Origin of the sequence: Salegentibacter sp. BLCTC, from assembly GCF_015143665.1 — a bacterium.
Taxonomy (GTDB): domain Bacteria; phylum Bacteroidota; class Bacteroidia; order Flavobacteriales; family Flavobacteriaceae; genus Salegentibacter; species Salegentibacter maritimus.
In genome coordinates this window covers 202,830-215,021 of the sequence record NZ_WYEW01000006.1, presented here as the reverse complement: position 1 = coordinate 215,021, position 12,192 = coordinate 202,830, and the positions used below count along the sequence as shown (strand labels likewise).

Sequence of the window (12,192 nt, the reverse complement as noted above, 5' to 3'; positions counted from 1 at the left end):
ATGGCAAATATTTTATTAATTGAGGACGAAGCTGCAATACGAAGGGTTTTAGTGAAAATTCTTACTGAAGAAAATCAGGACTATAAAGTAGAAGAAGCTGCAGACGGCCTTGAAGGAATTGAAAAAATAAAAGATCAGGATTTTGATTTGGTACTTTGTGATATCAAAATGCCAAAAATGGATGGAGTAGAAGTGCTGGAGGCAATCATGAAAATTAAGCCCGAAGTTCCGGTGGTGATGATCTCTGGTCACGGAGACCTGGAAACCGCAGTAAATACCATGAAAATGGGCGCTTTTGATTATATATCGAAACCACCAGACCTTAATCGCTTATTAAATACAGTAAGAAATGCTCTAGACCGCAAAGAGCTGGTAGTAGAGAATACCCGTCTAAAGAAAAAGGTTGGTAAGAATTTTCAAATGATAGGCGAATCAGAAGAGATTCAACGTATTAAGGAGGTAATAGAAAAGGTGGCTCCTACCGATGCCCGTGTATTAATTACGGGGCAAAATGGTACCGGTAAAGAGTTGGTAGCCCATTGGTTACACCAAAAAAGTGATAGGGCCAAGGGTCCCATGGTAGAAGTAAATTGTGCTGCTATCCCTTCAGAATTAATAGAAAGTGAACTTTTTGGTCATGTAAAGGGAGCTTTTACATCGGCTAATAAAGATCGTGCAGGGAAATTTGAAGTGGCCAACGGTGGTACAATTTTCCTTGACGAAATTGGCGATATGAGTCTTTCGGCTCAGGCCAAAGTATTGCGAGCACTTCAGGAAAACAAAATTTCGCGAGTTGGTAGCGGTAAAGATATTAAAGTAGATGTTCGTGTAGTAGCAGCTACCAATAAAGACCTTAAAAAAGAAATTGAAGAAAAGAAATTTAGGGAAGACCTTTATCACCGCTTAGCTGTAATTTTAATTGAAGTGCCTTCCTTAAACGAACGTCGCGAAGACATTCCTTTACTTATAGATTATTTTAACGAAAAAATCTCTACAGAGCATGGTACTACTAAAAAAGAGTTTACGGAAAATGCTTTAAAAACCCTTAAAGCTTATGATTGGCGAGGTAACATACGCGAATTGCGCAATGTAGTAGAACGGCTAATTATTCTTGGAGGAGATAAAATAACCGAAGAAGATGTAAATTTATTTGGAAGTAAGTTTTAAAAAAAAGGTTAGTCTTTTGCAGGTGGGGTGTATCTTAAAAAATACATAGTATCTCCGCTTGGGTGTTTCCATTCGTGAAATAACTCAAAACCGAAGCGCTGATAAACCAGTGCATTTTTACGCATTCTTGTTTCGGCATAAAGAGGGATTTGATATTCTTTTGCCTGCCTGTAAAACTCATCTTTCATCTCTTTGCCTACCTGGGTATCAGCTCCACGAGACTCGGCCAGAATCCCCCAGAACCAGCAATAAAGATACTCCCCTTTTTGTGGGCGTTGCTTTTTTATATAATTCTGGTTTTTAACAATGCGGTAGGCATTTTTTACTCCGGTTACATTTAAAACAAGCTTGATTTGCGTCCAGATATCCTTTAAGAAATTATCATCATTTTTGCTGGTTTTAAATAAAATGGCAATTCCCATGCGGTTTTCAGAAATAATAAGGGCGTCTTTCTCAATGGCCTTTTCTACCATATGAGTTGCCAGATATTCAAAACGTTTATGCCGGTCTCCACCTTTTTTTACGATATCCATGGAAGATGGGATTTCTTTTAAAAGCTGGGTGACTTTAGTGATAATTTCCTCTTTTTCTGCTTTATTCAAACCTCTAGAATTTAGCGGCGAAGATATAAAATTTATATTTTTTGAAGCTTATAAAAATCAGGTATAAATGTAATGTAGTTTCTTAAATTTTGGGCATATTCTTTGTTTATCCTTTTGCGATAATGTAGTGAAGTAATCAAACAAAAACATAGGCTTCGACAATAACTTCCAAAGGAAGATTTATTTTATTAATTTTCTTCGCCGCAAGCCAGTGAGCTATTAAGTAAACAAAATAAATTTCAACGCATTAAAATCTCGATTACCTAGTAAATTAAAGAACTTAATATGAGAAGATATATTATAACCGCCTTCAGCATTCTATTTAGTGTAAGTTTGATTGCCCAAAACCATAAAGTTAAAGAAGATTCCATTAAAATTCGGCAATTTTATAATGCGGCTTTGGTAAAAGGGCAGGCCTATAAATGGTTAGACCATCTTTCTAATAGTATTGGAGGTAGGTTATCTGGTTCCTTAAACGCACAACGAGCGGTAGAGTTTACCAAAGCCGAATTAGAAGATCTTGGTCTCGATAAAGTTTGGTTGCAACCTGTTATGGTTCCCAAATGGACACGTGGTGCACGAGAACATGCTTATATTCAAACCGGTCCGGGAATGACTACTGAAGTTAATATTACGGCACTTGGAGGATCGGTCGCAACAAGTCCCGGAGGTCTAAAAGCCAGGGTGCTAGAAGTAAATGGAATTGAAGACCTGGAGAACTATAAAGCCGATATAAAGGGTAAAATAGTGTTCTATAACCGCCCAATGAAACCCGAGCTTATTCAAACTTTTGAAGCTTATGGTGGTTGTGTAGATCAGCGTTATTCCGGAGCCGAGGCGGCGGCAAAATATGGTGCCGTAGGAGTGATTGTTCGTTCGTTAAGTCATAAGATAGATGAATATCCGCATACCGGTTCTATGAGTTACGGAGATTTACCCAATGACAAAAGAATTCCGGCTGCTGCCATAAGCACCAAGGATGCCGAATATCTTTCGGGAATCTTAAAGCTTAAAAAAGACCTTGAATTTTATTACAAATTAAGTTCAGAAAACCATGGAGAGGTACAATCTTACAATGTTATAGGCGAAATTACCGGAAGTGAGTTTCCTGAAGAATTTATAGTAGTAGGTGGTCACCTGGATTCCTGGGATCTTGGAGATGGTTCTCACGATGATGGTGCCGGGGTTGTACAATCTATGGAGGTTTTACGTTTGTTTAAAGAAACCGGTTATAAACCTAAAAGGAGCATACGAGTGGTGCTTTTTATGAATGAAGAAAACGGTTTACGTGGGGGAAACAAATATGCCGAAATAGCACACAGCAAAAATGAGAATCATATTTTTGCTCTTGAAAGTGATGCAGGGGGCTTTACCCCACGCGGATTTTCCTTTGAAGCCGATGATGCTCAATTTGCTCAAATTGAAAGTTGGAAACCGCTTTTTAAACCATATTTGATTCATTATTTTGAAAGAGGTGGAAGCGGTGCCGATATTGGTCCATTAAAAAAAGGAGATATTGTGCTGGCAGGATTAAGGCCAGACTCCCAAAGATATTTCGACCATCATCATGCTGCTACAGACACTTTTGAACACGTAAATAAAAGGGAACTGGAGCTAGGTGCAGCTACTATGACCTCTCTTATTTACTTGGTAGATAAGTATGGAATGAGGCATATAGACCTTGAAACAGATAAAAAACTCTAGATAATAAATTTAATTTATTCTTTATGTCATTTTACATTCTGCGGCCATAAAATCCTGCTATCTTTGCGGCCAAAATTTATGTTTTGCAATTAAGCGCCTACACTAAAGAATTCGGTAAAAATCTACACATTGCTTTTCCAATAATGCTTGGCCAGTTGGGTCATGTTTTGGTAGGCCTGGTAGATAATTTAATGATAGGGCAGTTGGGAGCTGCGCCACTCGCTGCAGTTTCATTGGGAAATTCCATGGTATTTATAGCTCTTTCCCTGGGTATTGGCTTTTCTTTCGCCATCACACCCTTAATTGCCGAAGCAGATGGTGCTCAGGATATTCAAAAAGGTCGCAGTTACTTTCATCACGGCGTAATTTTATGTACTATTAATGGTGTTTTATTGTTTGTTGCTTTGTTAATAGCAAAGCCGGTGTTGCATTATTTAGATCAGCCGCCAGAGGTAGTGGCTTTGGCTATTCCCTATCTGAATATAGTTGCTTTTTCAATGATTCCTTTAATGATTTTTCAGGCATTTAAGCAATTTGCAGATGGGCTTTCCCAGACTAAATATGCCATGTATGCGACTATAATCGCTAACCTGGTGAACGTATTATTTAATTACCTTCTTATTTATGGAATTTGGATCTTTCCTAGATTAGAGTTGGAAGGTGCCGCTATTGGTACTTTAATATCTCGCTTTTTTATGCTTTGGTTTGTATGGGAGATTTTGAGGCGAAAAAAGAAATTTTCTGAATATTTTAAATGGGGAAAGAAGGAGTCTATAGATTCTGAAATATTTAGAAAGATATTAAATCTTGGTTTGCCAACGGCCCTTCAAATGCTTTTTGAAGTGGGGATATTTACGGCTACGGTGTTTTTAGCCGGTTTACTTGGTACAAACCCACAGGCTGCAAACCAAATAGCCCTAAATCTTTCGTCTATGACCTTTATGATAGCCGTTGGTCTTGGTGTAACTGCTACAATAAGGGTAGGTAATCAAAAGGGATTGGCGAATTTTAAAGATTTAAGGAGAATAGCGATGTCTATTTTTTTATTGGTATTTTTAATTGAAGCTGTTTTCGCCCTTGGATTTATTTTACTAAAAGATTGGCTTCCTATGTTCTATATTGATGATGTAGAAGTTATTATTTTGGCAGCTCAATTATTGATTATAGCGGCCTTATTCCAGCTAAGTGATGGTTTGCAGGTTGTTATTTTAGGAGCCTTAAGAGGGCTTCAGGATGTAAAGATTCCAACTTTTATTTGTTTTATTTCTTATTGGATTATTGGCTTTCCAATCTCATGGTATTATGGAAAGGCAGAAAATCTTGGAAGTATGGGGATTTGGTTGGGACTCCTGGCGGGACTCTCGGCTTCGGCATTAATGTTGTACATTCGATTCAACTATTTATCAAAAAAACTTATTTTGCAAGAGTCTGAACTTGCACAATCAAAATTATAACTATGGATTTCCCTAAATTTTTACTCGGTGATAATACCGATTATCCTACGGCCATTTTCGTGATACATACTGAATTTCCGCGATTTATTATCAACCTTGAAAACGATGAGGTAGAATGGTTAGAAGAGTTTGACCAACACGACGAAAAGGAATTAGAGAACGAAACCGAAAACCTTATCAAAGAGGCATCAGCATTTTATGATAGGGAAATAGCAAGATACGAAGAAGATTAATGGAGAGATTAATTGAATTAGACCACGAGGTATTTCTTTGGCTTAATAACCTTGGCAACGAATCCTGGGATTGGCTATGGTTGCTTATTACCGATAAATGGACTGCCATACCGCTTTATGCACTTCTTTTATTTTTAATTTTTAAGAATTTTGGATGGAAACCCAGTCTAATTACTGTCGTTTTTATTACGCTTTTAATCACAGCGACAGACCAATTGGGGAATGTGTTTAAGGACGGTTTTGAAAGGCTTAGGCCTTGCCGACAGGAAGGGATTATGGAATATGCACGTTTTGTAGCGGTACGTTGTGGGTCTTACGGCTTCTTTTCTGCCCACGCGGCAAATTCTATGGGAGTAGCAGTTTTTCTTAGCTTATTATTTAAAAAACATATCCCAAAAATAGGTTTTTGGCTTGTGGCCTGGGCGCTACTTGTAGCTTATAGCAGGGTTTATCTTGGAGTCCATTATCCCGGAGATATCATTGTAGGCATGTTAATTGGAGCACTTTTAGGTTTCCTATTTTATAAGCTTCATCAATGGGTACAGTCGCAGGCATTTAAAAAATTCTAGGATATATTCTCAAATTTTTTAAGTAAAAGACCGGCGGCGGCAAAGGCGGTAACTTTATTTTCCTCAATGGCTTTTAACTGGGTTTCGAGTTCTTTTTTCATTACCGGATTTTGATAAAAACGGTTTTTTAAATGTTCGTTTATAGTTTGTAAAAGCCAGAATTTGTTCTGTTCTTCTCTGTTTTTTAGAAAGAAGCCATTTTCTTTTCCTTGCTTTTCAAATTCTTTAATAAGTTCCCAAACATTATCTATTCCGGTTTGCTCCAGTGCGCTGCTTAGGCTTACTTTAGGCTTCCAGCCACTTTCTTTTGCCGGGTATAGTTGTAGGGCTCTATTAAACTCTAATTTTGCCTCACGTGCTTGCTTTATATTATCTCCATCGGCTTTGTTAATTACAATAGCATCGGCCATTTCTATAATTCCGCGTTTAATACCCTGTAGTTCATCTCCGGCGCCGGCGAGTTTCAACAGTAAGAAGAAATCGGTCATACTGTGTACGGTAGTTTCGCTTTGGCCTACACCAACGGTTTCAATTAAAATCACATCAAATCCTGCTGCTTCGCATAATATGATACTTTCCCGTGTTTTCTTGGCTACACCACCAAGGGAAGTTCCCGAGGCCGATGGCCTTATAAAAGCATGATCTTCCTTTACCAGATTTTCCATACGGGTTTTATCTCCTAAAATACTTCCGTGGGAAACGCTGCTGCTTGGGTCTACCGCCAGTACGGCTACTTTTTTTCCTTGTTGAATTAAATAAGAACCAAAGCTTTCTATAAAAGTACTTTTTCCCACCCCTGGAACGCCGGTAATGCCTATCCTAATAGATTTTTGAGAATAAGGTAAAGCAGCTTCCAAAAGTTTCTGCGCTTTTTCCCTATGAGAAAATTGATTACTTTCTACTAAGGTAATCGCACGTCCTAAAGCCGTTTTATTACCAGCCAATAATTGCTGAAGAAGATTTTCTTCTGAAAACTTTTGTTTTCTTGAAGCTCTAATCCTTTCAACAGATTTTGGGTTTACATTTGCTGAAGTAGGTTTACTTCCAGACTCATGAAGTGCAGATGGGTGCTTCTTTTTATTCAAAATAAGGTTATTTATGACAAATTTATGAATTCGTTCTTTGTAAGCCTTGTTTTTGCTTGGTATATTCAGCCTTAATTAATATAACTCAAATAATCATGAAAAACTTGTATAAAACAACAGTAACAACCAAAGGAGCAAGAAAAGGTCACGCGAAAAGTGATGATGGAATACTCGATATACAGCTTAGTATGCCTAAATCTATGGGCGGTGATGGCGGAAATTACACCAACCCAGAGCAGTTATTCGGTGCGGGATATTCTGCCTGTTTTGGAAGTGCGCTGCAGTTGGTAGCTAAAAACCAACATGATATTGAGCTGGGGGAAGATCTTAGTGTAAGCGCAGTTGTAGAACTGGGGCAAACTGAAGAGGGAAATCTACAACTTGCAGTAGTCTTAGACTGCTATTTACCGGGGGTAGATGTGGAAACAGGGGAAAAAATAGTAAATGAGGCTCACGTGGTTTGTCCTTACTCCAGAGCTACTAGAGATAATATAGATGTAACACTTAACCTTTTGGTAGACGAAGATTAGTAGCATTTTTATTTAAAAATTTAATGACTGTTTGAAGTTTTATTTCTTCGTCAACCTGAACTGGTTTCAGGTTCTAATACGTTCAAAACAAATATTAGATTCTGAAATAAATTCAGAATGACGAGATCTTAATTAAAACTGCAAACAGTCTTTTTTATGCTTTTTCAGGTTTTATTGGGACCCTAACCAGGGTCTTGTCCCAGGCTAATTTCAGGAAAATCAATTCATTTTTCTTGTCCAAAATAATACTAAATTGATGCACAGTTTCTTTTAGATTTTTTGTGGGAACTTCCAGAACTAAAGCATCAAACTCAGGGTTGCGATAGGCCTGTTCTTCCAGGTTTATACCCCAGGGGTACATTTTGTTGTTAAAAATCACTTTCCAGGAATTTTCCATGGGGATTGTCCATAAGGTATATTTTCCCGCTTTTAAAAGAGAACCGTCCACCCAAATGTCTTTATTGGTTTCAAAAGTAGTAGCTTCATTGGCACCGGTACGCCAAACCTTATTATAGGGGACAAGATTTCCAAAAATCACCCTTTCTTTTTTGTATGGTCGGTTATAAAACACTTCAATTTTTAAATCTTTATCGGTATAAGATACCGTATCTTCAGGGCTATGGGCTTTTGTACTATAGCGCATAATAAGTATGGTAAGGGTAGCCAACAATAGAATTGCACCTGCTATTTTTAAAAAAGATTTCACTTTTTTATTCATTTTTATACAATTTACAATAACCCATTCAAAAAACGTGCAAACTTCTTTAAGAGCTAACTATAATAAAAAGTGTAATTTAAAATAAAATTGAAGATAAGTTTGCAACATTAGAAAAATAGCTTCGTCTTTATAATGAAACCAAGCTGGTAAAAGTCGGGTGTTTTGATGACCAACCAAAATGTTTAGCTGCTTGTATCCAGCATATTAAAACCCTTATTAAAGGGAGAAAACCAACCATCAAAAATGATACAGCATAAACTAATTGAAGCCTGTAAAAATAATGATCGTAGAGCGCAGCTAAAGCTCTATAATCAATATTGTCAGGGGATGCATTATGTGGCTTTACGTTTTTTGAAAGACCCGTTTGAAGCAGAAGATGCTATGCAGGAAGCTTTTATAAAAGCCTTTGCCAAACTACAGCAGTTTACGGGAGAAGTTACATTTGGTGCCTGGCTTAAGCGCATTGTAATTAACAAATGTATAGACAAGTTGAAGGCGAAGAAAATGGAATTAGTAGCCATAAACGAACAGGTGCTTACCACCGCCGAAGAAGAGGATAATTGGCAGGTAGCAGATGGGATTGGAATGGAAGAGATAAAACAAAGTATGGAAAATCTTCCCGAGAAATATAAGTACCCTTTGATGTTGTTTTTAATGGAGGGGTATGATCATGAAGAAATCTCGGAGATTTTAAATATTAGTCCGGTAGCCTCGCGGACCCTCGTACACAGAGGTAAGAAAAAATTGAAAGAAGAATTAAAGACTATAAAAAATGACACAGGATATTAGGGAAATGTTTAAGAACGATAAGGAGCCCAAACCCAATACTTTACCCAAAGGGCACCAGAAACGCTTTGAAGACCGGTTGGGAAGTGCGTTTCCAAAGAAGAAGGAGCACAAATCTTTCTTTTTTCTAAAGATAGCTGCGATACTTATTGTCGCGCTAGGGGTTGGATTCTTTTTCTTGAATTCTAATGGAGATAATTTTACAGATAATCCGGCGGTGGTAGATACTCCCGAAGAAGAAACTTCTAGAGAAAAGGAAACAAGATTAGAACCCGATGAAAATAGTTTTCAACTAAGTGAAGTTTCCCCGGAATTCAAGAAAATAGAAGATTACTATATGGCAAGCCTCAATATTGAGCTTTCTAAAATTAATATTACCCCAGAGAATAAAGCGCTTATAGATTCTTTTATGAAGCAAATGGCCGAGCTGGACAAAGAATATCAACGTTTAAATATTGAAATAAAAGAAACAGGGCCAAACGAAGAAACTTTAGAAGCAATGATTGCAAATCTTCAATTGAGATTAGATCTGCTGTATAAATTGAAGAATAAATTAAAGGAAATCAAGGAATTAAAAGATAAAGAATATGAAAACTACGAGGTATAATTTAATGTTCGCACTAGCACTTTGCCTTCCGCTAACGCTTAGTGCTCAATTAAATAAATTGGATAAAACCTATAAAACTTCTAACGATGTAGAGGTGAAAATAGATGCCAGTCATACTAATATAGAAGTGGGATACTGGGATAGAGATGAAGTTCAAATACAAGCTATTTTGGAAGTCGATGATACTACAAAAGAAAAAACAAAAGAGCTTCTCGCTTCCTGGGATTTGAATACTTCAGGGAATAATTCGGTAATTACTATTTCATCGGGAGGTGGGATGTCCTGGAACGGGGATATAGATCTTAGCGGTTTGGAAAAACCTTTGTCCAGCCTTCCGCAGATGTTGGAGCCGTTATTAAACAATTTGGTGACTCCGTTAATGGAGAGTATGGGTGAAAGTTTTGGCGCACCCCTACCTCCAGAATTTAGCGAGAAAATGGGTGAAATTAAGTTTGATTATGAAGCTTACCAAAAAGATGGAGATAAATATCTTGCGAAATTTGAAAAAGAAATGGAAGCAAATCTTGGCGGGGATTTTGAGAAATCTATGGAAAAGTGGGCCAGCCAGTTTGAGAAAAACGCTGAAAAGTGGGAAAAGAATTTTGAAATGAAAATAAACATAAACGAGAAGGAGCTTGAAAAGTCGATGGAAGAATGGGCAGAAAGTTTTGGAAAAGATATGGAAGCCTGGGGCGAGGCATTTGGAGCACAAATGGAAGCCCGTTTTGGGGAATCTGCAAAAGGAGAACCTAAGGTAATTGCATTACATGATTCTAAAGCTAAAAAGACCCTGAAGCTGCATATTCCAAAGAATGCCAGGCTTAAGCTTGATGTGCGACATGGCGGGGTTAAACTTTTAGGAACCAGCAATAATTTACGAGCTAAACTTTCCCATAGTAGACTTAATGCAAATAGGATAGGAGGAAAAAGCACCCGCGTGGAAGCAGCTTATACTCCGGTTAATATCAATTATTGGTCTTATGGAATTATGGATGCTAAGTATGTAAAGAACTTTACTATTAAAAAAGTTAAAAGTATTAAACTCACTTCAAATTCAAGTAATGTGAATATTGATGAATTGGAAGATACTGGTATTTTATCGGGTAATTTTGGAGAGTTAAATATCTTACGTCTTGATACCAATTTTAAAAACCTCGATATAAATTTAGAGAATAGTGATTTGGCATTAGGTTTGCCCGGTTCGGCTTTCAATTTTATATACAGTGGTACACAAAGCGATATTAAGCACCCAAGTGCATTAAATTTAACCAGCAGTGAGTCTTATGATAATAAGAAACTAAGCGGTTATCATAAGGCTAAGGATTCAGGCGGAAATATTAGTATTAAAGCTAATTTTAGCGAAGTCTTGTTAAATTAGATTGCAAAGTTTAATTTTAGCGATTCTAAAAAAGTAGCTCTCGATTATCGAGAAAACTGGTTTGAAAAATCGCTTATGGAAAGGCTTAATTTTTCTGAATTTTTGTCGCAGCTCACTTCAGGGTTTACCCAGGTTTTGGATGTGAATTTAAAAGAAGAAGATTATATAGTTATTGATTTATCTGAAAATAATATAGAGCTCGGGAAAGTAGATGTTTCTTCTTCCCGGGCTTTCTCTAATTATATAGCCGAGTATTTAAATAGCTTCGGAAAAAAAGTGGCTTTTGGTGGTTATGCTGAAGTTAGAAAATTGTACAGGAGGAGTTCTCTTTTTACCGCTTCAGAAGATGAAGATTCTAATAGGAATATTCATTTAGGTTTAGATTTTTGGGCCAATGCCCATACCGATGTATTAGCGGTTTTGGATGGTAAAATTCATAGTTTTAACGATAATAGCAACTTTGGCGATTATGGCCCCACAATAATTATAGAACATATTTTTCAGGAAAAGAAATTCTATTCACTTTACGGGCATTTAAGTAGGGCCTCGTTAGAGAACCTAAAACCCGAAATGCCTATTAAAAAAGGTGAGAAAATAGGGGAGTTGGGAACTGCCGAAGAAAATGGCGACTATGCCCCACATTTACATTTCCAGATTATTGAAGATTTGGATGAAAAAGTGGGTGATTTTCCAGGGGTAACTTCAAGAAAAGACCTGGATTTTTATTTGCAAAATTGTCCAGACCCAAATTACCTGCTTAAATTAAGAAAGGCTTAATTATTTTCTTTTTACAAAAAGAGCAACAATGGCCGCCGTTACCACGCCAAACATTAAGGCTCCTGCAATAGATTGCACTATATAAGAGCTTAAATTAAAATAGGCGGCAGCATCTTCAGCTTGCATAGCATTTCTTGCTACGCTATTCTCTATAGCATTTTTAAAGAAATCTGGAGAAATAAGGTAGTGGGTAATAAGCTGGCCAATAGGAGAGAGCAGGGCGATAACAATACTTAAAATAACGCCCGAAACAAAACCTTGTTGCCAACTCATCTTTCCGCGGAAAAAATTCTTTCTTTTATCGTATATGGCGAAAAAGTAAATTACGATTGCAATTAAACCGAAGAAATTGGTATAAATAGGGTGTTTGGCAATTAGCACATCGTGCCATCCCATTAGTTTTTCAAAATACATCCAAAGTAAGGAAATGAAAAAGAAGATTATGCCCCATTTAATTTCTATTTGGTAGTTTTTCATTTTTTATTTGATGAATTGTTTAGAAAGCTAATTTATTCAAAAATAACGTTTAAAAAAGAAAGAGCCGTCTATATGCCTTCATGATTTAGAAGTTATAGACAGCTC

14 protein-coding genes are annotated in these 12,192 nt (G+C 37.0%); 10 read left to right on the top strand and 4 right to left on the bottom strand.

What is annotated here, in order from left to right; translation table 11 throughout:
- Nucleotides 1-1,167 (top strand): sigma-54 dependent transcriptional regulator, encoded by a 1,167-nt coding sequence (locus GUB10_RS09050; protein WP_193711112.1) that lies wholly within the window; start codon nt 1-3, stop codon nt 1,165-1,167.
- An 8-nt stretch (nt 1,168-1,175) separates the two neighbouring features.
- Here GUB10_RS09050 and GUB10_RS09045 read toward each other — a convergent pair whose 3' ends face one another.
- Nucleotides 1,176-1,700: a hypothetical protein gene (locus GUB10_RS09045; RefSeq protein WP_370591089.1), complete on the bottom strand. Its 525-nt coding sequence runs from the start codon at nt 1,698-1,700 to the stop codon at nt 1,176-1,178.
- Between the two features lie 354 nt (nt 1,701-2,054).
- Between GUB10_RS09045 and GUB10_RS09040 the strand changes: the two genes are divergently transcribed.
- From GUB10_RS09040 to GUB10_RS09025, 4 genes are all read left to right on the top strand, one after another.
- Nucleotides 2,055-3,473, top strand: a complete 1,419-nt coding sequence (locus tag GUB10_RS09040; protein WP_193711110.1) for a M20/M25/M40 family metallo-hydrolase — start codon at nt 2,055-2,057, stop codon at nt 3,471-3,473.
- 83 nt (nt 3,474-3,556) lie between these two features.
- The gene (locus tag GUB10_RS09035) at nt 3,557-4,927 is read left to right on the top strand and encodes an MATE family efflux transporter (RefSeq protein ID WP_193711109.1); all 1,371 of its coding nucleotides are present in this window, start codon (nt 3,557-3,559) and stop codon (nt 4,925-4,927) included.
- Between the two features lie 2 nt (nt 4,928-4,929).
- Entirely contained in the window at nt 4,930-5,160 is a 231-nt protein-coding gene (locus GUB10_RS09030; protein ID WP_193711108.1) for a hypothetical protein, read from the top strand.
- Complete coding sequence (locus GUB10_RS09025) at nt 5,160-5,729, top strand: phosphatase PAP2 family protein (protein WP_193711107.1); 570 nt, start codon at nt 5,160-5,162, stop codon at nt 5,727-5,729. Before GUB10_RS09030 ends, GUB10_RS09025 begins: the two co-directional genes overlap by 1 nt.
- Here GUB10_RS09025 and meaB read toward each other — a convergent pair.
- Nucleotides 5,726-6,814: a methylmalonyl Co-A mutase-associated GTPase MeaB gene (gene meaB, locus GUB10_RS09020; protein WP_193711106.1), complete on the bottom strand. Its 1,089-nt coding sequence runs from the start codon at nt 6,812-6,814 to the stop codon at nt 5,726-5,728. The two genes, GUB10_RS09025 and meaB, sit on opposite strands and share 4 nt — an antisense overlap.
- A gap of 95 nt (nt 6,815-6,909) precedes the next feature.
- Here meaB and GUB10_RS09015 point away from each other — a divergent pair, with 95 nt between their 5' ends.
- Nucleotides 6,910-7,344 (top strand): organic hydroperoxide resistance protein, encoded by a 435-nt coding sequence (locus GUB10_RS09015; protein ID WP_193711105.1) that lies wholly within the window; start codon nt 6,910-6,912, stop codon nt 7,342-7,344.
- Nucleotides 7,345-7,498: 154 nt separating this feature from the next.
- On the opposite strand, the gene GUB10_RS09010 is transcribed toward GUB10_RS09015, so the two are convergent.
- Nucleotides 7,499-8,062: a DUF2911 domain-containing protein gene (locus tag GUB10_RS09010; protein ID WP_193711104.1), complete on the bottom strand. Its 564-nt coding sequence runs from the start codon at nt 8,060-8,062 to the stop codon at nt 7,499-7,501.
- A 243-nt stretch (nt 8,063-8,305) separates the two neighbouring features.
- On the opposite strand from GUB10_RS09010, the gene GUB10_RS09005 reads away from it, so the two are divergent.
- The 4 genes from GUB10_RS09005 to GUB10_RS08990 all read left to right on the top strand — a co-directional run bounded on the left by GUB10_RS09005 (nt 8,306) and on the right by GUB10_RS08990 (nt 11,610).
- The gene (locus GUB10_RS09005) at nt 8,306-8,851 is read left to right on the top strand and encodes an RNA polymerase sigma factor (protein WP_193711103.1); all 546 of its coding nucleotides are present in this window, start codon (nt 8,306-8,308) and stop codon (nt 8,849-8,851) included.
- Nucleotides 8,835-9,455 carry a hypothetical protein gene (locus GUB10_RS09000; protein ID WP_193711102.1) on the top strand — a complete coding sequence of 207 codons (621 nt, stop codon included), beginning with the start codon at nt 8,835-8,837 and terminating at the stop codon, nt 9,453-9,455. Before GUB10_RS09005 ends, GUB10_RS09000 begins: the two co-directional genes overlap by 17 nt.
- Complete coding sequence (locus GUB10_RS08995; RefSeq protein WP_193711101.1) at nt 9,436-10,833, top strand: hypothetical protein; 1,398 nt, start codon at nt 9,436-9,438, stop codon at nt 10,831-10,833. The genes GUB10_RS09000 and GUB10_RS08995 overlap by 20 nt, the downstream gene beginning before the upstream one ends.
- Before the next feature lie 75 nt (nt 10,834-10,908).
- Nucleotides 10,909-11,610, top strand: coding sequence for a peptidoglycan DD-metalloendopeptidase family protein (locus GUB10_RS08990; RefSeq protein ID WP_193711100.1), 702 nt, complete (start codon nt 10,909-10,911; stop codon nt 11,608-11,610).
- On the opposite strand, the gene GUB10_RS08985 is transcribed toward GUB10_RS08990, so the two are convergent.
- Nucleotides 11,611-12,087 carry a DUF4199 domain-containing protein gene (locus tag GUB10_RS08985; RefSeq protein ID WP_193711099.1) on the bottom strand — a complete coding sequence of 159 codons (477 nt, stop codon included), beginning with the start codon at nt 12,085-12,087 and terminating at the stop codon, nt 11,611-11,613.
- Nucleotides 12,088-12,192: the final 105 nt, after the last annotated feature.